This is a genomic window from Companilactobacillus insicii (assembly GCF_003946015.1).
In the GTDB taxonomy this organism is placed as follows: Bacteria; Bacillota; Bacilli; order Lactobacillales; family Lactobacillaceae; genus Companilactobacillus; species Companilactobacillus insicii.
In genome coordinates, this window is the sequence record NZ_RHNU01000003.1 from 23,225 (window position 1) to 43,952 (window position 20,728).

The following is a 20,728-nucleotide window of genomic DNA, read 5'->3' on the forward strand; positions in this document are numbered from 1 at the left end:
ACCCATAAGAGACGATGAAACTACCGTCGTTCTTACGGGTACTTTTTTGTACCTACTGCACTTTAAAGTACGTAATTGTTTAATTGATCTAACCCCTTATAATGATATTCATGTTCAAAAACACATATAAGGAGTTGAAAATATGAACAACAAAAAAATATCACCAACATGGATCCTAATGTCATTAGCAATAAGTGCCTTTGCGATTGGATCAACAGAATTTATTAGTGTCGGAATAATGCCAATACTAACTAAGACATTCAATATCTCGCTAGCAACTGGAGGATTGACCGTTTCCATCTATGCTGCTGGAATTATGATTGGAGCACCGATTCTAACCCTGATTACAAATCGCTGGAGTCGGAAAAAATTATTAATTGGTATTATGGTTAGTTTCGTAATCGGTAATTTAATTGCCGCACTTGCCCCAACATTTTGGATTCTATTATTAGGTCGTATTGTAACGGCACTATCACATGGGATTTTTATGGCAATTGCATCATTGATTGCCGCTGATGTAGTGGCTCCAAATAAACGAGCTTCAGCTATTGCCGTTATGTTTACAGGACTAACAGTTGCGACCGTTACTGGTGTACCACTAGGTACTTTTATTGGTCAAAACATTAATTGGCGTGCATCCTTTTTCTTCCTAGTTATTCTAGGATTGATTGGATTAATCACAAATATTATCTTAGTACCGAATAATTTGCCACTACCTAAGCCAACTAATGCCAAAGGTTTGTGGAAGATTATCAAACAGCCCGAACTATTACTAATTCTCATTATTACTGCACTCGGATATGGCGCTACCTTCCCTGTTTATACTTACTTAACAACAATTCTAAACAAACAAATGGGTTGGTCAGAGGCTGCAATCGTAATTATATTGATTTTTTACGGTGTCGCTGTTGCTATTGGAAATACTATGGGTGGCCGACTGGCTAATAATAACCCACTTAAGGCCTTACTAAAGATGCTAGTCGGACTTGGAGTAGCTCTTATTCTTGTTAGGGTTACTATGAATATGCACCTCTTAGGGCTAATCTCTATTCTAATTATGGGACTATTTGCATTCATGAATGTTCCTGGATTACAGCTATACATCGTTCAATTAGCTGAGAGATTCACTCCTAACGAAATATCTCTGGCTTCAGCATTGAATATTTCAGCTTTCAACGTTGGAATAACTTTTGGCTCATCAATTGGTGGACAAGCAGTTGCTGCCAATCAACTAGTTAACACACCTTGGTTAGGAATCGGTATGTTAGTTGTTGGTATCGTATTGATCGTTGTTCTACAAAAGATAGTCGCCGCAAAGGATATGACACCTAAGGATATCGAATTAGAAAATTGCTAAAACTTGAGTAATCTATAATTGATGGTAAGATATTAATACTAGTCTATAAGGATGGTAATTACTGATGAAACAATCTATTTATAACATTGGCGTCGAAGCTACGATGAGTATCATTGGCGGAAAATGGAAACCAATCATCCTTTGCCACCTTAAACATCAAACGATGCGTACTGGCCAATTAAGACGTGCCATTCCAAATATCACTCAAAAAATGTTGACGCAACAATTACGTGAACTGGAAGACGATGGCATTGTTGCACGTAAAGTCTACAACCAAATTCCACCTAAGGTAGAATATTCATTAACTGAATATGGAGATAGTTTAAACCGTATTCTTGAAGAACTATGCCTCTGGGGTGAAGATAACATTGCTCGCCGTAAAGCAAAAGGTGAAAATATTATCTTACTTAAGAGTGATTACATGGAGACACAAGAACTACCTGATGTTGAATAAAATAAAAAGAACAGTTCATCTGAACTGTTCTTTTTGATTGAACATTAGTCTATCTATCGTGATATACTTTTAAAAGAGTTATTACAATTTAAAGCGAGGAGATTTATCGTGGAAAAATATTATATAGTTGACAGTTCTATTCTCCCAGAATCATTTGACAAGGTTATCAAAGCTCGTGAACTATTAGAAACTGGAAAATCCAGTAATGTCAGTGAAGCTGTAAAAATGGTCGGAATAAGTCGTGGTACTTATTACAAATACAAAGATTTAGTATTCTTACCTGACGAAGATATGAATGATCGAAAAGCTTTAATTTCGATGATGTTAAATCATGAACAAGGTATTTTATCTAAAGTACTAGGAATCATTTCAGAAACAAACGCTAGTATTTTAACGATTAATCAAAACATCCCCATTCACAATATTGCTAGTGTTGTTATCTCACTAGATATAAGTCATCTAACCGGAACACTTGATGATTTAATGGATAAACTACGTGAATTTGATTTCATAAGTAATGTACAACTAATTTCCGTTGAATAACTACTTAGGCCAAGCAATATACATTGCCATGATTACGCCAAAGGTACCAATACAGTAAAAGAATTTTGAGATATACTTGCTCTTAATGTGACTAGCTGACAACAAAAATGACAACCCTATGACAAATGTCAAAGGAATCGTTAAAAAATTCATGTATAGTCCTCCGTTTAATTAAAATAATTGTTATTACTAATGTAACTAAAAAATGTGACGAAATAATGAATATCATATGTTTATTTAATGCTCAAAAGGGAATCCAAATTGGATTCCCTTTTGCTTTATATTTAATGAACTTTTTTCATCTCATCTCGAACTTGCGAAATGAAATACAGAGATCCGGTTATGAATAATACATCATCTGAACTCATCTCAGATTTAATATCATTCAATCCCTTATGCCAATCATCAACCAAAGTTATCTCATCAATATTTTTAAGACCAGCATAATCATCCAAATTTAATGAACTTGGAAAATCAAAAGTTGTAATGGTGATTTTTATATTAGGAACTTGATCTAACATATCCAACATTTCATCAATATTTTTAGTTGTAATGGCAGAAAACAAAACATTAATTTTTTTATCGCCAAACTCATTAATCATATTATCGGTTAAACGGCGCATGGCATGTGGATTATGTGCTCCATCCATAATAATCAATGGTGATTCACTCACAGTTTCCATTCGGGCAGGCCAACGAACCTTTTTTAGTCCTGCCCGAATTTGATTCTCATTAACTCTAATATTTTCATGCTGACAATAGAGTGAGAACAATTCCAAGGCCACACCAGCATTCTCCGTCTGATGTCTACCTTTGAGTGGAATTCGTAAATCCTTCAATTGGAATTGATGATTTCTAAAATTAAATCTTTCATTACGATTTCTATCAAAGCCAATGTAATCAACTAAGAAATCTCTATTTTCACTGTAAAAAGGTGATTTAGTTCGAACAGCTTGATTGCGAATTACTGCCAATGCATTCTCTGGAATATCGCCGGCCACGATTGGAATATGATTTTTAATGATACCAGCCTTTTGCTGGGCAATCTTCTCTAATGTATCACCCAATATATCAACATGGTCCAAACCAACTGTTGTAATAGCTGCAAGCATCGGATGTACGACGTTTGTGCTGTCCATCTTACCACCAATTCCAGCCTCAATAATGGCGATATCAACTCTATCCTTGAAGTAATAAAATGCCATCCCTGTTAAAATTTCAAATTCAGTTATTCCCCGCAAATGCTCATCTGCATCTAATTTTTCAATTAAGGGAATAAAAATATTTACTAATTCAACAAAATCTGCTTCTGGAATTGGTTGTCCATTTACTGAAATTCGTTCGTAAAAGGTTTCTATATACGGTGAGGTAAATGTTCCAACTGTCAAGTCAAGTTCTTCAAGCAAGCATCTAAGATACATGACAGTTGATCCCTTTCCGTTCGTTCCAGCAATGTGAACACTTTTAACATCATCTTCAGGATTACCAAGCATCTTTAATAATGCGTTGATCCTATCTAACCCTGGTCGTGAACCAAACTTTCTTCTTGTATGAATCCAAGCTACAGCTTCTTCGCCTGTTCTAATCATGACAAACACCCCTTTATACTGCTGTAACTAAGCAGCGAATCTCTTAGATAATGACTTAAATGGTATTACGTTACCAAAGAAAACAATCATAACAGTTTGAAGTGGCAACATAATTGATGCTTTAACAATGCGAATCATCCACAATCTTCCATCAGTAAATGGAATCTTATACATAATCGACAACCATAGTGGTGTTAGGAACAAGCTGATAATTAAAGTATTTAGTAATACACATAAAAAGGCATTTTTCCAACTAATTGGTTTCTTGTAGAAGAAATATCCGTACAAAACACCTGTAATAAATGCATTTAACGTAAATCCAATAAAGAATGCACCCTTACCAAGAACTGTACTACCAATTAAATCAGCGATTACTGATCCGATACCAGTCCAAAGAGGTCCAAATAAACTAGCCATTACGACTTGTGGTATAAAATCAAAAGTTATCTTTAATAGTTGTGTTTCAAAACCAAAAACTTGTGACAATACTATCATTAATGCAATTAATAATCCCATTGTTGCTATAAATTGTGCGTTGCTTCTCTTATCCATTCTTAGCATCTCCTCTTCGAGCTGCCACATAAATCCTTTATGCAGCGAATGCGTTGGCAAAACCGCAAATGGATTGTCATTTTTCGTTCGGGAAGCACATTCCGTCTCTCCGACACTTAACGCTCTGCCAACTACTCTGTCCTATTTGATATATTTTTAATGATGAAACTTGTAACTGAAGTAATAGAATCCTGATACAAATATAGAACTGCCAACAATATTTCCTAAATAAACGGGAATTAAATTATTTATAAAATCTCCCCACGTGACTGCACCCTCAAAAATGGCTGCAGGAATTACGAAACAGTTAGCAATACTATGTTGGAATCCGATTGCAACAAAGATCATGATTGGAAACCAAACACCTAATATTTTGCCAGCAGCATCTTTGGCCCCATATGAAAGCCACAAAGCTAAACCGACAAACCAATTACAACCGATGCCTGAAACAAAACTTGGCATGAAGGGTGATGCTACTTTACTTTGAGCTATTCGAATTAAATCTTCACGAAATATATCTGAATGAGTTAATCCAACAAGATATCCAAAGAAGTAAGCAACAAAAAGTGCACAGATCAAATTGGCAAAAGTAATGACTACTAAATTTTTAACAAAGTCTAACCAAGAAATCTTCTTAGCATAAGCAGCCAGACTAACTGCCATCATATTGCCGGTAACTAATTCTCCACCAGCTAAAAGAATGACGATTAAACCGATAGGGAAAACTGATGCACCAACTAAAGATGCAATACTAGCCAAGTCCTCAGGTATCGACGCCGATACTCTGATATAGGCTAAGTATCCTAAGGAAATCATGGCTCCACCAATAAATCCCAGAATAAGTTTTGCCAGAAGCGGCTTCTTGATCTTGGCTGTTCCCTTGGTAATACTTAATTCCACAATTTCTTCAGGACTATACACGTTTTTTCATCCCCTAATCTTTCACACTATATCTAATTCTTCAAACGTACCAAGTATCTTAATATCCTGTGATACGCTGACAAACGCTTTTGGATCCACTTCTTTCATGATTGCGGCAAGAATTTCCATTTCATAAACAGTAATAACCGTAATCAGAACTGATTGAGTATTAAAATCATAAGCACCATATGCTTGTGGAATAGCCGTGATACCTCGTTTGAGTTTCTTTTGAAGTGCAGGAATAACTACGTCGGGTCGTTGGGTAATAATCATAACCTGAACTTTTTGATGTTTAACATAGACCAGATCTGTAACTTTTCCACTAACAAAAATTGAAACTAAACTATAAAAAGCATATGGCCAGCCGAACAAATATCCAGCTGTTAAAACAATCACACCATTAAATGCCATGGAAATTGCTCCAACACTAATCCCAGTTGCTTGTCGTAACGTGATTATTAAGGCATCCATACCACCGGTAGAAATCCCATGTTTAAGAGCTAATCCCATCGAATAACCATTAATTAATCCACCAAAGACTGCACAAATTATTGGATCTTCAATCAAAGTCATATTAGGCATTATTTGAATGGCAAATGAAGCAAATGTAACTGCGATGATAGTAAATACAACAAACTTACGATTGATTTTGAACCACGCCAGAATAAACATCGGAACATTCAGTAGATAATAAATAACTGAGATAGGTATATTGATATTATCAGCTCTTTCAGCAAGTGTAGATAATATCTGAGCTATACCAGTTAGTCCACCAGAATAAATATGTCCTGGCTGCCAGAAGAAATTCAAAGCCATGGAATATAAGACGGCATATATCATAGCAATCGTTAGTTTGGTAACAACATCTTGCCAAAACCTCTCTCGCTTATTATTCAACATGTTTTAAATTTGTATCCCTTCTTAATAACTTTTGATAAAACAAAGAACAAGTAAAAAGGTTCGCAGCGGTCTAAGTCATTCAACACTTTTTACTTGTTCATTTGTTAATTATTTAAATTGAATATCTAAGTCCACTGTATTTTCAACAGCGTCTAATAATTTACCATTTTCAAGTACTTCGGTTGCTTTGTTAAGTTCATCGTAAATTTCAATATCTTTATCATTTTCAATAAAGTTAACTGATTTACGGAATTCTTCATATGCAGGTTGTGTACCCTTTCCGAGTCCGTGTTGACGTGACTTGATATCAAGGGCTTGGCAAGCGGCCATGATTTCAGTAGCAACAATTCTTCTTGAGTTACCAATAATTTCTGCGGCTGTACGTGCAGCAGTTGTACCCATACTTACGAAGTCTTCTTGGTTTTCACATGAAGGAATTGAATCGACACTAGCAGGATGTGCAAGAATCTTGTTCTCTGATGCTAATGAAGCACATGCATATTGTGTGATCATGAATCCTGAGTTAAGTCCTGGATGTTTAACTAAGAATGAAGGCATCTTACTTAGTTGAGTATTAACTAGACGTTCTACACGACGTTCCGAAACATTTCCAATTTCAGATGCTGCAATTCCAAGGAAGTCAAATGGTTGTGCCATTGGTTCACCATGGAAGTTACCGCCTGAGATAACCTTTCCTTCGCGTGTAACAATTGGATTATCTGTAACTGAATTAATTTCGATTTCTACTTTTTCTTTTACGTAAGCAACTGAATCTTTACTTGCACCGTGAATCTGAGGGATACATCTTAGTGTGTATGCATCTTGAACACGATCTTGTGTTGCTTCAGTTGTATAATCTGATCCATCTATCAATCTACGAATATTACGAGCAGTTGCTAATTGACCACTTTGTGGGCGAATCGTATGTAAGTCTTCTTCAAATGGACTTGAGATACCTGAGTGAACTTCAAGAGATAAGGCACCAGCAATATCTGAGAGTTTTAGTAATTCAATTGAATCGTAAGTTGCTAGAGCACCCACTGCTGTTAAGACAGTTGTTCCATTAATAAAGGCAAGTCCTTCTTTTGCACTCAATTGGATTGGTTCCAAGCCAGCCTTTTCCATTGCTTCTTTACCAGGTAGTAATTCGCCTTTATAGTAAGCTCTACCTAATCCTAATAGTGGAAGAACCATATGTGCTAATGGTGCTAAATCTCCAGATGCACCTAATGAACCTTTTTCAGGGATAAATGGATGTACTCCGGCATTTAACATATTCATTAAAGCTTTGACTGTACTTAAGCGAATTCCTGAAAAGCCTTTAACTAGTGAGTTAACACGAATCAACATAATTGCACGAACTACATCTTCTGGGAATGGATCGCCATAACCTGATGAGTGTGTTCTAATTAAATTCTCTTGTAATTGAGCTGTATCTTCTTGAGAGATACTTACGTTACAAAGTGAACCAAATCCTGTATTAACACCATACACAACACGTTTGTCTTCAACGATCTTATCGATGATCTTACGTGAATCATTAACTACTTGTTCTGATTCCGGAGCAATACTTACCTTAGCGTTGTGACGTGCTACTGAAACGACATCCTCTAATTTTAAACTGTTACCGTCTAATACGATTGTCTTTTCTTTGATCATTTGTAAAACCCCCATTTATTTTTGAATTAACTAAAAATCTTAAGCTGGATCTACATCATCTGAATCAGTGTCAGAGCCTAATTTCTTTCCTTTAATAAACAAGAAGTACATTGTACTTGCTACGATCACACCGACTAATCCAGCAATCAAGTTAACTGGATTAGCTGCCGCAACTACCCAAACACTAACAATAATTGAAATTATAGGAATAACTGGGCCAAATGGTAATTTGAATACTGGTTCGTTGTCCATTTTCTTCTTTCTTAACCAAATTACGGCAAGTGCAGTTGGAATGTACTGGAAGAAACGGAAAACAACACTTAATTCAGCTAATTGTTCAAATGAACCACTTAGTAAGAACAATACTGTAATAATTCCTGAAACAATAATTGCTACAAATGGTGCACCCTTTTTGTTTTGTTTAGCAATGACTTTAGGTAGTAATCCTTCATCAGAAATTGATGCACCATAACGAGGAATCATTAATGAATCACCCATATTCAATCCAGCAATTGATACTAATGCACCGATTGAAATAATCCACTTACCAGCAGGTCCTATCATTTCTACGAATGCATCTTGTACAGGAGCGTTACTTTGTAAAATACCCGTACCGAGCATTGCAATAGTACCTGCAATAATCATGAAGTAGAACAATGAAACAATACTGATTGATCCGATAATAGCCTTTGGTACGTTCTTTTTAGGATTACGCATCTCACCAGCAACAACTGGCAAGGCTTCGAATCCGATAAATGCATAAAATACTGTTAAAGCTGTTGATGAAGCAGCTTTAGAAATTGTCATACCTGGACTTAATTGTACAAATGGTGTGAAGTGTCCAACTTTAATACCATGTTTAATGAAAAATATTGTAACAAGAGTAAATGCAATAATTGGAATAATCTTTGCAATAGTAATTGTGATTGTAAAAACCTTTGAAGTCTTAATACCAGTACTATTGATAATTGATAAGAACGTTACTAATAAAATACTTATAATTGTATTTTTTCCTTCTAGTGAAGGGAACGTTTGAATCAACAACTTGGCAAAACCGGCTGCCATTGCGGCCCAAGCTACAATGGTAACGAACCAGCCTAAGATACCAACATTGAATCCAACAAAGTCACCAAATGCCGTTTTAGCATATTGGAAAGCTCCACCGTTCTTATTAAAGTACCCAGAAACTTCAGCGAAACAAACTGCTAGCATCAGAACAAGTAACACATCTAACAACATGGCAACCAGTGAAGCTGGTCCCAAGTCTTTGTAGATGTCCTTTGGTAGAAGGAAGATTCCTGATCCGATAACAGCATTGATACCATAAAGCGTAGCTCCATTTAGACTAAACTTTGCGTCTTCGCCTACCTTATCTAATTCCGGAATATCCTTGATATCTGAATCTTCAGGAATTTGGCTTTTACTTTTCATGTTTGATTCTCCTCTCAGTGTTTACATCTGTTCTTGAAGCGCAAATCTTAAATTGATTCCTTCTCACTTGTCCAAACTAAAATGGCCATAGGATTTATTGAAGAACCTGCCGCACTTGTCACAAACATTGTCGAGGTTGAATTTGTCTTAAAATATAATGAATCATTTTTACTAACGAATTTACTTTGCATTGATTCGTCGTCTTTAAAAATCACTGAGCATCCATGTAAGAAATAACAAATGTATTCTGTATCTTCCTTAAGCTTCAAAGATTTATTATCGATTAGAAAGTTTATATGTCCGTCTAGATCAGAACTATATATCAAATTAAAATCAACACATTTGCCATGACTAATAATTCTGTCATCTCCTGCAAAATAATACTTTTGGAAAGGTGCTAGAGTGATAGTCTTTGAATTATTTTCCAAAGTTAATTGATTTTGCAGAGGTAATATTATTCTGTTATAACCCGGCAAGGGCGTAAATTCTGTCGTGTCTAATTCAACTGTCGCACTAGAAATCCGATAGTCAAAATTGCCTGGTCGATATTGTCCATTGGTTGGAGATAAGTAAAATTGTGTCGTTTGTCCCCCACTCCAACTTGTTACTTGGTAGTCATTCTCTGTTAATCTTTGCAATTGCATTTCTAGAATAATCCAGAAATATTTCCATTCTCATCAACATCAATACGTTCTGCGGCTGGTGATTTTGGTAGTCCTGGCATTGTCATGATTGCTCCAGTTTGAGCGACAATGAATCCGGCACCGGCAGAAACTTTCAAGTTACTGATTTTAACTGTGAAGCCTGTTGGTGCGCCTAACTTCTTAGCATCGTCAGAGAATGAGTATTGTGTCTTAGCCATACAAATTGGATAGTCATTGAATCCTAGTCTTTCCAATTCTGATAATTGTTTACGTGCGCCACGTGTGAATTCAACACCTTCACCGCCATAAACTTTTTGAACAATTTTATTTAATTTTTCTTCGATTGAGTCTTCTAAGTCATATACAAAGCTAAAGTTATTAGGTTGATCGGCTGCTTCAACTACTGCATTAGCTAAGTCAACAGCACCTTCGCCACCTTTACCCCATACATCTGATAGAGCAACTTTAACGCCAAGATGCTCACAAGCTTTTTGTACGACTGCCAATTCAGCATCTGTATCATTAGGGAATTTATTGATTGCTACAACTACTGGCATTCCATAAACATTTTGAATATTATCAATGTGTTTCTTCATGTTAGGCAAACCTGCTTCAACAGCAGCAGTATTTTCTTCATTCAAGTCTGTCTTCTTAACACCGCCATGCATCTTCAAAGCACGAACTGTTGCCACAAGTACAACTGCGTCTGGCTTCATATCAGCTAAACGACATTTGATATCGATGAATTTTTCAGCACCAAGATCAGCACCGAAACCTGCCTCTGTAACTGCATAATCTGAATATTTCAAAGCAAGTTTTGTAGCTAAAATACTGTTACATCCGTGGGCAATATTTGCGAATGGTCCACCATGAATAAACGCTGGTGTATGAGCAAGTGTTTGAACAATATTAGGATTGATTGCATCTTTTAATAATGCTGTCAATGCTCCTTCTGCTTTCAAATCACCAGCTGTAACAGGATCTCCATCCATGTTATAAGCTACGATCATTTTACGTAATTTTGATTTAAGTTCAGTAATATTATTTGATAGACATAATACAGCCATTACTTCTGAGGCAACTGTAATATCATATCCATCCTCACGAGGAACACCGTTTACACGACCTTGCAGTCCATCAACAATATGACGTAATTGACGATCATTCATATCAACTACACGTTTCCAAGTAATCTTACGAGTGTCAATGTTCAATGCATTACCTTGGTGAATATGATTATCTAATAAGGCAGCTAATAAGTTATTTGCAGCACCGATTGCATGGAAATCACCTGTGAAATGAAGATTAATATCTTCCATAGGAACAACTTGTGAATGTCCACCACCGGCAGCTCCACCTTTGATACCGAAGACAGGCCCTAACGATGGTTCACGAACAGCAATGGCTGCTTTTTTACCAATATTTGATAATGCATCGACTAGACCAACTGAAACAGTTGTTTTACCTTCACCAGCGGGTGTTGGTGTTATAGCTGTAACAAGGATAAGTTTTCCACGTTGACTCGCATCGTCTAAATCTTTCATATTGTTAATATCGATCTTAGCTTTATATTTTCCATACATTGATAAATCATCTTCAGGAATACCAACTGATTCAGCAATGTTTTGAATTGGTTCCATTTCAACTTGACTTGCAATTTCAATATCAGATAAATTTGCCATAATATTTAATTCCGCCCTTCTCATCAGTATTAACAGCTATACAATTTTTAAAGTTTCTTCGTAAATTTTGTCTGCCAAAGGACATCCCTCTTCTAATAAGGTTGTTCCTTTTTGTTTGTATTCATTAACAAATGCTTCGTCTTTGATGCCAGATAAATTAATTAAAACATTCAACCATGCCCCTTGAAGTGCTGATTTCAAGTTCAAAGCCGCAACTCCTAAGTCACTGGCAGCATTTGTATTTGATTTACCGATAATTGATTCAGTAACTCTCAATGCTTCAACACACTTTTCCATGATACTGAACGGTGCTTTTGTTGCACCTTGAAGTGCCTTTTGCATAGCAGCTCTACGCGCTGCCTTTTCTTCATCAGTTGATTTTGGCATTGAGAAAACCGCTGATACTTCATTGAATGCTTCAGTATCTTTATCAATTGCATCTAACAACTCAATCTGTAATTTACTAGCTTCCTCACGAGTTTCTTTTGCAATATCTTCAAATTCAAGGTATTTTTTCTTTCCGATAGTAAGTTCAGTAACCATCTTAGTTAGTGAAATTCCCATTGAACCAGCAAGTGCAGATGCTGAACCTCCACCTGGAGCTGGCTCATCAGAACCAAGAACAGTCATGAATTCACGTACTTGCATGTCAGTTAGTTTCATTGATTGCTCTCCTTAAATTAAGTGATTTTCAAGAACTTGTTTATGATAATCAAAGTCTTCAACTTGTAGATAATATTCAGCTACGTCTACCAATGCTTTAGCAGGTGTTAAACCGATTACTTCACTACCAATAATATTTACTCCATAACGTTTTGCTTCAAATTTGATTGTTTCAAATGTACGATACAATGGTGTTCCTTCATAATTGACCATATTCATGGAGACCTGAGCAATGTTACGATCTTCAAGCATTAATCCAATACCTTTACAATACTTGAATCCGCCACTTGAACCACGAACAATCTTGGCAATCTTCTTAGCAATTGTTACATCGTCTGTATCAAGATTTACGTTAAAGGCAACTAATGGCATACGTGCACCAATGGCTGTAACTCCCGCTGTAGGATGAATCTTTCTTTCACCATAGTCTGGTGCCCATTCGTCTTGAAGAAGTTTTTCTGGCATTCCTTCAAATTGACCTTTTCTTACTTTGGCAAGATTTCTACGAGCAGGTGTTGATGCTGAATCTTCATACAAGAAGATTGGAATATCTAATTCATCATTAACACGTTTTGCAACTTTCTTTGAAATTTCAACACATTCTTCTGCGGTAATGTTCTTGATTGGTACAAATGGAACTACATCTGTTGCACCCATACGTGGATGGCCACCTTCGTGCTTAGTCATATCGATGTGTTCACTAGCATATTTAACAAGTTGGAATGCTACTTCTTGAATTCCATCCTCGTTACCTACTAATGTAAATACACTACGGTTATGATTTGTATCTGAAGAGTGATCTAATAGTGTAACACCTTGAACGCTCTTGGCTGTATCAACTAAACCATCAATTGTTTCTTGATTTCTGCCTTCACTGAAATTTGGAATACATTCAATTAATTTGTCCATGATCAAACATCCTTTCAAATTTGTGTACTTGTTTGCTTTAATAAAAGACAACAAATTCAGATTTTTTATGGGTCAAATTTATTTTTTATCACCTCTGTTTATCTAAAAGTTATCCAAAATTTTTGGATATCCCCCGAACCATCTTTCCAAATCTAATTTATCTGTTATCGCTTTCATTAACCGCTATTAATCTATCATGGTACTTATAACCGGTCAATAGCAACCATATCAAGGGTTTCAGCGATTTTAATATTCAAAATATTTATAATTTTTTTAGTTTTATGAAATAGTGTTTAAACACATTTTTATAAAAATCAAAATTTGACACTTTTTTGACAGTTCACTTTTAAAATTGCATATTATCAAAAGTTGTATCTATCAACACTTCAATTAATTTTATCGATAGGAACTATTAATTTTATTAATAGAAAACCCGTTACGATAAGCGGTATTCAAAAACTAGTATTTTCGGTGAACTAATTGTCAAGTGAAACATTTCTCAACATGCTCTTATTTGACGTTTAATAGATTCAAAGATTAAAAAAAAATCTCTAAAATTAATTTTTTCTAATCATCCAAAAAAACAGAAAAGACGCTAAAAATGACATTTCTCGTCAATTTTAGCGTCTCTTCTAATATTATTTTTTTAATTTACTAACTATTCTTGGATGGACTTGTTTCGTCAAAAATACTATTTAAATATTGTAATTCAAATCGATCACGATACTGACTCAGATTTTCCTTTGCCTTTTCAAGATAATACGCTTCATCTTGATTGAGTAATTCACGTAGTGAAGAGTCACAAATTCTCTCATCATTGATCATCTTCTTAACAATTGCTTGAATAAAATAAACGATTCCCATATCTCTAGGATTGGATAAATGAGTGTAATACTCATTGAAACTTAAAAGAAATCTTAATACAGCATCATAGTCCCCATCGTGCAATTCATTTAATGCTAAATACGCATTAAGTTGCGTTCGTTTCCATGGTGACGTCAAATTATCGTACAGCTCCTTAGCTTTACACAGATACATTTTTGAACCAGAATAATCTTTTTTTGCGTACAAAGAAATTCCCATATCAACATAAAAGATAACCAGACTAGTCTTTAATCCTGTTTCTTCGCACAATTCTATTGCCTTTTTCTCATAGTTTACTGCTTCATCATAATTTTCACGTAGACGTTCTATTTCAGCAAGATAGTCATACGCCGCCGCAATATTACTTGAATACTTCTCTCTAACTTCATCAGAAATTGTAAAAATAGTTACTGATTCAACTAATAGATGTTCAGCCTCAGTCAAGTTTCCGACCATTAAATAATACAAGCCCTTTAAGCGCAATAATATACCAATTGATTGATGATCATTACATTTAATTGAAATATTCATGGCCAAATCAATGTAGTGGGCCATGTCCGTTGCGTTATCAGTTTGAATATAGTAATAAATCATTTGCCTGTATCCTCGAATCAAGAAATAATCATGATGAAATTCCTTTGCCTTAACAATGACTCGCTGAATATTTTCAATCCCTTGATTGTAATTACCATAGTTTATGTAATAACGACCCTCAAAGTACAAGTATTTCATTAATAATAACTCATAAGTTTGATTACCTTCATACTGATATTCTATTGCTTTCAGCCGATCACCAATTTGTTTGAACTTAGCTAATTCATCATGCCACTCTATTCCCTCTAATTCGACGGACTCTTTATTGTATTCAGTATAAATTGGGAAAAGTTCATGCTGAAATTTTAATGATATTTGCAAGTGCGACAATTCATAATCTAAGGACTTCAATTCTTGATTGGCAAATTTGTAATGATATGCAATTTGCGATAGCAACGTCGATTCATCATCTGATGTGCGCAACTTTTGTTCTAACAAAACAGCAATTTTTTCATGGACAACTCTCAACTTGGAGGGTGCTTGTTGTGAGTATACAAATTCTCTAAATTTTTTATGAGTAAAACTTAATTGAATCTCCCCTTCTAACATATGCTCGTTAATTAGCTGATGATCCTTGATAGTTTCAATGTCCCTAGCGATACTGCTTTCAGTTCGATTTAACAACGTTGAAACAATTTTTAATGGAGCATTACTTGGAAAATAAGAAACCATCTCTAATATTTCGTTCTCTCCAGGTTCCAAATCCTGAAGGATAAATTTTAATTCCTTTTGAATTTTAGGCGTCATATAATCAGGACGAAGTCCCAATTTTATTTGTCTGATATATTCCATTAAGAAAAATGGATTTCCTTCTGATTCGTTATACAACTCGTCTAAAGTAGCAAAGTCTAACTCATTACAAGGAATCTGTTTATCTACAAATGCTGTCATTGATTCACGACCAAACGGCTGAAGATCAATAATGTTCAACTTGCCATAATGACTGACTGTATTAATAAAGTCGTCAATATGTGTCTGATAATTGGATCTTAATGTTAATAAGAATAGAGTGTCATTGTCATGTAACATCAAACTAGTTAGCAACCGTAGGCTCCATTCATCCATCCACTGTAGATTGTCAATATTAATTATTAATTTGTTGTCTTGTCCAATAATCTTCAATGTCTCTAAAATAATCTGTGATAAATAATTAATATCATCATTAGTTAATTCATCATCAAAATTTTTTAAACTATCTTCAGAAAAATTAGGGAAAAATTTTTGGCAAGTTTTTTCAAATACATTTGAAGTTACGATTTCATTGTCCTTTATTATAATCTCAATTTTTTGCAATATCTCACGCCATGGACGCAGCGTAAAACTTCTTTCAGAATGGAAACAAGTGAAATTAAGTAACAAATGGCTCCTACGCATGTTATTAAGAACTAGATCTGACAATGCTGTCTTACCTATTCCAGCATCTCCTTGAATAATAATTGATTGAAAATCATGATCATGAAAAAAACTATCAAAATTAGCTTCCAAGGTTTCTATTTCTTGTGTACGACCAAAGAATTTAAAACTTTCGGCGCTTTCTTCGTGATTCTTTCGTCGATTAACAATTTCCAAGGTTTTTTCATAAATTTTTCGTGTTTCTTCACTAGGCTCGATCCCGAGCTCTTCTTTTAAAGTACTGACCAATTCATAATACGCTTCAATGACCTTACCATTACGATGACTATCTTGATAAAATCTCATCAACAATTGATAGTTTCGTTCATCATATTCATCAATAGAAATCAATCGTTGAATATTACGTTCAACATCATCCAAATGATTATTGGCAATATCACTAGAAACTTTTCGATAACAATTTTGTACAAATTTTTGTTCATAAATATTACGCATTCGCGTAGTCCACTGGTCAAAATTCTCAGAATCCTTCAAAAAGAATCCTTTCAAGAATTCACCCTGATACTTAATCAAATGTTCAGTCGGATTATCAATAAATTCTTCGACATCACTCTGAACTGGTAATTCTTCGTTTAACTGTAGAACAGATTTGTTTGGCGAGACGATATAATCGTCACCAAGAACTTTGTTAGCCTGATAAATCGTATTACGGAGATTTTTTCTGGCACTCTGTTCAGACTTATTTGGCCACAACAATCCAGCAATTTCATCCCTGCTAATAGATTGATTTACAGCTAAATAATACAAAAGAGCATTGATCTTGGAGAATGAGAAAAAAATCTGTTGATCGGCTAAGTATATCTTGGGATTACCAAACAATTGAAATTTTAGTGTTTTCTTCATATTATGCTCACCCCATAATTACTATACGTCAAAAAATTGTCAAATAACACAATTTAGTGAAACCGATAACAAAAAAATCAGCTCTCAATCATTTTTTGAGAGCTGATTCATTAAATTTTTAATTAAACTCTTTGTCTTTCCTGAACTACTAAGTTACCGTTCTTGTATACTTCACTTACAAGATTACTTGCAAAGAAATAGAATGGATAGTCTATATTAGGTGAATCAAAAATTGTAATATCGGCATTCTTACCTTCGTCAAAACTACCGATACTTTCATTACGACAAACTGAATATGCAGCGTTGATGGTTACGGCGTTTAGCACTTGGATAGGTGTTAATTTCATCATGAATGTTCCTAGTTGCATAATAAATTGCAAATTAGACGTTGGACAACTACCTGGATTACTATCGGTCGTTAACGTAATAGCCATACCATGTTCAATCATCTTCTTAGCAGGAGCATAAGTATCTTGCATCAAACTAAAGGTTGTTCCAGGAAGCAAGTTACCAATAACATGAGCTTTGCTTAACTTATCAATTCCTTCATCCGTAATTACCATAAGATGCTCAGCACTGACTGACTCTAATTCGGCGGCAACATCTACCCCACCGATTGAATCGATCTCATCAGCATGAATTCGCAATTTGAACCCTTGATCTTTAGCGGCTTGCAATAAGCGTTTTGATTGTTCAGCAGTAAAGACACCCGTTTCACAGAAAATATCACAGAATTCTGACAAATGTTCTTCCTTAACCTTTGGTAGCATTTCATTAATAATTAAGTCAATAAATTCATTTGATCTGCCTTTGTATTCTGGTGGAACTGCATGAGCTGCCATAAAGGTTGAAACTAGATCCATGTCATGATCTTCATTGATCTGTTTGATTACTTCTAACTGTTTCTTTTCGGTCTCCCAGTTTAGTCCATAACCACTTTTAGCTTCTACTGTCGTTACTCCGTGGATAATCATATCATCTACTAGTTTTGAAGTTTTATTGTATAAAGTTTCAAAACTTGCATCCCGTGTGGAGTTAACTGTACTTAGAATTCCTCCACCTGCAGCCAAGATATCTAAGTAAGGAACTCCGTTTAATTTCTTAGAGAATTCATTTTCACGACTTCCTCCGTATACCAAATGCGTATGGCAATCAATCAAACCTGGTGTAGCCATCTTACCAGTGTAATCCACCACCTCAGTGGTAGGTGCTAACAATTCACTATCTGGTTCTCCTTGCCCAATAGCTAATATCTTGCCATCTTTAATAGCTATATAGCCATTTTCGATAACTGTAGCATCGGACATCTCCTCACCTCTTAATGGATGACCAATATCTGAGGGACAAAAAACCTGACTAAAATTCTTTAGTATCTTATCTGCTTTCATTATGCACACTCCATCAATTATGACTTTTCTTCATTCTAAATACAGGCTGTCAAATTTGTGTCAAAAAAATAGTAAGCGTTTCAGAGGCTGATACAGCAATATTTATTTTCCAGTATAGACTCTCAATTGACACATTCTTAATATACTGAACGTGCAGTATTAAATAACACAGTCTAAGTCACAGAAATAGAGTACATACTAGGAGGCTATTAAAATGATCGATTACAAAGAAATGGAAGCAGCAATGACAATCAAGTTAGACGATGAATTACCAGAAAAGACCGTCTTCCAAGAAGGTATCAGACGTGCGCCTGATCGTGGATTCCGTTTGACTAAAGAACAAACAGAACTTGCTTTGAAAAACGCACTTCGTTATGTACATCCTAAATATCACGATGTAGTTATCCCAGAATTTCTAGAAGAATTAAGAACTCGCGGACGTATTTATGGATACAGATGGTATCCAAAAGAAAAAATCTATGGCAAACCTATTGATGAGTACGAAGGAAACTGTACTGCTGGTAAAGCGATTCAAGTTCAAATAGACAATAACTTGAACTTCGACGTTGCTCTATATCCATATGAATTAGTTACATATGGTGAAACAGGATCAGTTTGTCACAACTGGATGCAATATCGTTTAATTAAAAAATACTTACAAGCTATGACAGATGAACAAACATTAGTAGTTGAATCAGGTCACCCACTTGGCTTATTCAAATCAAAGAAAAGCGCACCTCGTGTTATTATCACAAACGGACTAATGGTCGGTGAATATGACAACATCGATGACTGGGAAGTTGCTGAAGAAATGGGTGTTACTAACTACGGTCAAATGACCGCAGGTGGTTGGATGTATATCGGACCACAAGGTATCGTTCATGGAACATTCAATACCCTACTTAATGCTGGTAGATTAAAACTTGGTATTCCTGACGATGGAGATCTAACTGGTAAATTATTCATTTCATCAGGTCTTGGTGGAATGAGTGGTGCTCAAGGTAAAGCTGGTGAAATTGCTAAAGCCGTAGCTATCATCGCCGAAGTCGACAGATCAAGAATTGAAACTCGTAAGAGCCAGGGCTGGATCAGTCAATTAGCAGAAACACCTGAAGAAGCTGTAAACATGGCTGAAGATTACATGAAACGTGGAGAAAGTACATCTATTGCCTTCCATGGTAATATCGTTGACTTACTAGAATATATCAACAAGAACCATATCCACGTTGACTTACTATCTGACCAAACATCATGTCACAATGTTTACGAAGGTGGTTACTGCCCAGTTGGTTTAACATTCGAAGAAAGAACAGCAATGTTAGCTGATGACAAAGAAAAATTCCGTGGTCTAGTAGACATGACTTTGAAACGCCATTTTGAAGTTATCAAATCATTGGTCGCTGATGGAACTTACTTCTTTGATTACGGTAACTCATTCATGAAGTCAATTTATGACTCAGGTATTACTGAAATTTCAAAGAATGGTCATGACGATAAAGACGGATTCATCTGGCCTTCATACGTTGAAGATATTATGGGACCTATGTTATTTGACTACGGATATGGACCATTCCGTTGGGTATGTTTGAGTGGTAAACATGAAGATCTTATTCAAACAGATCATGCTGCAATGGAAGTTATCGATCCTAATCGTCGTTATCAAGACCGTGATAACTACAACTGGATTCGTGACGCTGAAAAGAATGCTTTGGTTGTTGGAACACAGGCACGTATCCTCTATCAAGACTGCTATGGTCGTGTAAATATTGCCTTGAAATTCAACGAACTAGTTCGTGAAGGTAAGATTGGTCCAGTTATGCTTGGACGTGATCACCACGATGTATCAGGTACAGACTCACCATTTAGAGAAACATCAAACATCAAAGATGGTAGTAACGTATGTGCCGATATGGCAACACAATGCTACGCAGGTAATGCTGCACGTGGTATGACATTAGTTGCTCTACACAACGGTGGTGGTGTTGGTATCGGTAAAGCTATCAACGGTGGATTTGGATTAGTCCTTGATGGTTCAGAAGAAGTTGATGAAATTATCAAATCATCAATTGCTTGGGATACAATGGGAGGAGTTGCTCGTCGTAGTTGGGCACGTAACCCACACGCTATCGAAACATCAATCGAATACAATAAGATGAATGCTGGTACTGACCATATCACAATTCCTTATCTTGCAAATCAAGATGCTGTCGATGCAGCTGTAGATTCAATGTTCAAATAAAAATTAAAAAATATATTTAAATTTAGTCATACAAACTAAAATGGCCCCCTTTTTATAGGATGTCATTTTTTTACGCGTGTTTG

The 20,728-nt window shown here is 35.5% G+C and carries 17 protein-coding genes and 1 riboswitch; of the genes, 4 read left to right on the forward strand and 13 right to left on the reverse strand.

Annotated features, from left to right (window positions below; all coding sequences use genetic code 11):
* Positions 1 to 142: 142 nt before the first annotated feature.
* The 3 genes from EKM79_RS01505 to EKM79_RS01515 all read left to right on the forward strand — a co-directional run bounded on the left by EKM79_RS01505 (position 143) and on the right by EKM79_RS01515 (position 2,354).
* Positions 143 to 1,357 (forward strand): MFS transporter, encoded by a 1,215-nt coding sequence (locus tag EKM79_RS01505; protein ID WP_125565372.1) that lies wholly within the window; start codon positions 143 to 145, stop codon positions 1,355 to 1,357.
* Positions 1,358 to 1,421: 64 nt separating this feature from the next.
* Positions 1,422 to 1,811: a winged helix-turn-helix transcriptional regulator gene (locus EKM79_RS01510; protein ID WP_125565373.1), complete on the forward strand. Its 390-nt coding sequence runs from the start codon at positions 1,422 to 1,424 to the stop codon at positions 1,809 to 1,811.
* 108 nt (positions 1,812 to 1,919) lie between these two features.
* Positions 1,920 to 2,354 (forward strand): ACT domain-containing protein, encoded by a 435-nt coding sequence (locus EKM79_RS01515; RefSeq protein WP_125565374.1) that lies wholly within the window; start codon positions 1,920 to 1,922, stop codon positions 2,352 to 2,354.
* Here the strand turns inward: EKM79_RS01515 and EKM79_RS12185 are convergent, their stop codons facing one another.
* The 13 genes from EKM79_RS12185 to hutI form a co-directional block, all read right to left on the reverse strand.
* On the reverse strand, positions 2,355 to 2,507 hold the full coding sequence (locus tag EKM79_RS12185) for a hypothetical protein (protein ID WP_164505972.1): 153 nt from the start codon (positions 2,505 to 2,507) through the stop codon (positions 2,355 to 2,357).
* A 131-nt stretch (positions 2,508 to 2,638) separates the two neighbouring features.
* The gene (locus tag EKM79_RS01520; protein WP_125565375.1) at positions 2,639 to 3,943 is read right to left on the reverse strand and encodes a bifunctional folylpolyglutamate synthase/dihydrofolate synthase; all 1,305 of its coding nucleotides are present in this window, start codon (positions 3,941 to 3,943) and stop codon (positions 2,639 to 2,641) included.
* A 27-nt stretch (positions 3,944 to 3,970) separates the two neighbouring features.
* On the reverse strand, positions 3,971 to 4,495 hold the full coding sequence (locus EKM79_RS01525) for a folate family ECF transporter S component (RefSeq protein ID WP_125565376.1): 525 nt from the start codon (positions 4,493 to 4,495) through the stop codon (positions 3,971 to 3,973).
* Positions 4,496 to 4,535: 40 nt separating this feature from the next.
* Positions 4,536 to 4,636: riboswitch (THF riboswitch) on the reverse strand.
* A 15-nt stretch (positions 4,637 to 4,651) separates the two neighbouring features.
* Positions 4,652 to 5,416 (reverse strand): formate/nitrite transporter family protein, encoded by a 765-nt coding sequence (locus EKM79_RS01530; RefSeq protein WP_125565377.1) that lies wholly within the window; start codon positions 5,414 to 5,416, stop codon positions 4,652 to 4,654.
* A 21-nt stretch (positions 5,417 to 5,437) separates the two neighbouring features.
* Positions 5,438 to 6,316 carry a YitT family protein gene (locus EKM79_RS01535; RefSeq protein ID WP_125565378.1) on the reverse strand — a complete coding sequence of 293 codons (879 nt, stop codon included), beginning with the start codon at positions 6,314 to 6,316 and terminating at the stop codon, positions 5,438 to 5,440.
* A gap of 108 nt (positions 6,317 to 6,424) precedes the next feature.
* The gene (gene hutH / locus EKM79_RS01540) at positions 6,425 to 7,975 is read right to left on the reverse strand and encodes a histidine ammonia-lyase (RefSeq protein WP_125565379.1); all 1,551 of its coding nucleotides are present in this window, start codon (positions 7,973 to 7,975) and stop codon (positions 6,425 to 6,427) included.
* A 39-nt stretch (positions 7,976 to 8,014) separates the two neighbouring features.
* Positions 8,015 to 9,406, reverse strand: a complete 1,392-nt coding sequence (locus EKM79_RS01545) for an APC family permease (protein WP_125565380.1) — start codon at positions 9,404 to 9,406, stop codon at positions 8,015 to 8,017.
* Between the two features lie 47 nt (positions 9,407 to 9,453).
* Positions 9,454 to 10,050 (reverse strand): HutD family protein, encoded by a 597-nt coding sequence (locus tag EKM79_RS01550; RefSeq protein WP_125565381.1) that lies wholly within the window; start codon positions 10,048 to 10,050, stop codon positions 9,454 to 9,456.
* A 2-nt stretch (positions 10,051 to 10,052) separates the two neighbouring features.
* A complete protein-coding gene (locus EKM79_RS01555; RefSeq protein WP_125565382.1) occupies positions 10,053 to 11,732 on the reverse strand; it encodes a formate--tetrahydrofolate ligase in 1,680 nt (559 codons plus the stop codon).
* 36 nt (positions 11,733 to 11,768) lie between these two features.
* Positions 11,769 to 12,395 (reverse strand): cyclodeaminase/cyclohydrolase family protein, encoded by a 627-nt coding sequence (locus EKM79_RS01560; RefSeq protein WP_125565383.1) that lies wholly within the window; start codon positions 12,393 to 12,395, stop codon positions 11,769 to 11,771.
* A 12-nt stretch (positions 12,396 to 12,407) separates the two neighbouring features.
* A complete protein-coding gene (ftcD, locus tag EKM79_RS01565; protein ID WP_125565384.1) occupies positions 12,408 to 13,304 on the reverse strand; it encodes a glutamate formimidoyltransferase in 897 nt (298 codons plus the stop codon).
* 654 nt (positions 13,305 to 13,958) lie between these two features.
* Positions 13,959 to 17,018, reverse strand: a complete 3,060-nt coding sequence (locus EKM79_RS01570) for an ATP-binding protein (RefSeq protein ID WP_125565385.1) — start codon at positions 17,016 to 17,018, stop codon at positions 13,959 to 13,961.
* A gap of 122 nt (positions 17,019 to 17,140) precedes the next feature.
* Positions 17,141 to 18,406, reverse strand: a complete 1,266-nt coding sequence (gene hutI / locus EKM79_RS01575) for an imidazolonepropionase (protein ID WP_125565386.1) — start codon at positions 18,404 to 18,406, stop codon at positions 17,141 to 17,143.
* 214 nt (positions 18,407 to 18,620) lie between these two features.
* On the opposite strand from hutI, the gene EKM79_RS01580 reads away from it, so the two are divergent.
* On the forward strand, positions 18,621 to 20,645 hold the full coding sequence (locus EKM79_RS01580; RefSeq protein WP_125565387.1) for a urocanate hydratase: 2,025 nt from the start codon (positions 18,621 to 18,623) through the stop codon (positions 20,643 to 20,645).
* Positions 20,646 to 20,728: the final 83 nt, after the last annotated feature.

What these genes read in the sequence shown, in the direction of transcription:
- EKM79_RS01505 (WP_125565372.1), top strand. Translation starts at nt 143, where the DNA reads ATGAACAACAAAAAAATATCACCAACATGGATCCTAATGTCATTAGCA.
- EKM79_RS01510 (WP_125565373.1), top strand. Translation starts at nt 1,422, where the DNA reads ATGAAACAATCTATTTATAACATTGGCGTCGAAGCTACGATGAGTATC.
- EKM79_RS12185 (WP_164505972.1), bottom strand. Translation starts at nt 2,507, where the DNA reads ATGAATTTTTTAACGATTCCTTTGACATTTGTCATAGGGTTGTCATTT.
- EKM79_RS01520 (WP_125565375.1), bottom strand. Translation starts at nt 3,943, where the DNA reads ATGATTAGAACAGGCGAAGAAGCTGTAGCTTGGATTCATACAAGAAGA.
- EKM79_RS01525 (WP_125565376.1), bottom strand. Translation starts at nt 4,495, where the DNA reads ATGGATAAGAGAAGCAACGCACAATTTATAGCAACAATGGGATTATTA.
- EKM79_RS01535 (WP_125565378.1), bottom strand. Translation starts at nt 6,316, where the DNA reads ATGTTGAATAATAAGCGAGAGAGGTTTTGGCAAGATGTTGTTACCAAA.
- hutH (WP_125565379.1), bottom strand. Translation starts at nt 7,975, where the DNA reads ATGATCAAAGAAAAGACAATCGTATTAGACGGTAACAGTTTAAAATTA.
- EKM79_RS01545 (WP_125565380.1), bottom strand. Translation starts at nt 9,406, where the DNA reads ATGAAAAGTAAAAGCCAAATTCCTGAAGATTCAGATATCAAGGATATT.
- EKM79_RS01550 (WP_125565381.1), bottom strand. Translation starts at nt 10,050, where the DNA reads ATGCAATTGCAAAGATTAACAGAGAATGACTACCAAGTAACAAGTTGG.
- EKM79_RS01555 (WP_125565382.1), bottom strand. Translation starts at nt 11,732, where the DNA reads ATGGCAAATTTATCTGATATTGAAATTGCAAGTCAAGTTGAAATGGAA.
- EKM79_RS01560 (WP_125565383.1), bottom strand. Translation starts at nt 12,395, where the DNA reads ATGAAACTAACTGACATGCAAGTACGTGAATTCATGACTGTTCTTGGT.
- ftcD (WP_125565384.1), bottom strand. Translation starts at nt 13,304, where the DNA reads ATGGACAAATTAATTGAATGTATTCCAAATTTCAGTGAAGGCAGAAAT.
- EKM79_RS01570 (WP_125565385.1), bottom strand. Translation starts at nt 17,018, where the DNA reads ATGAAGAAAACACTAAAATTTCAATTGTTTGGTAATCCCAAGATATAC.
- hutI (WP_125565386.1), bottom strand. Translation starts at nt 18,406, where the DNA reads ATGAAAGCAGATAAGATACTAAAGAATTTTAGTCAGGTTTTTTGTCCC.
- EKM79_RS01580 (WP_125565387.1), top strand. Translation starts at nt 18,621, where the DNA reads ATGATCGATTACAAAGAAATGGAAGCAGCAATGACAATCAAGTTAGAC.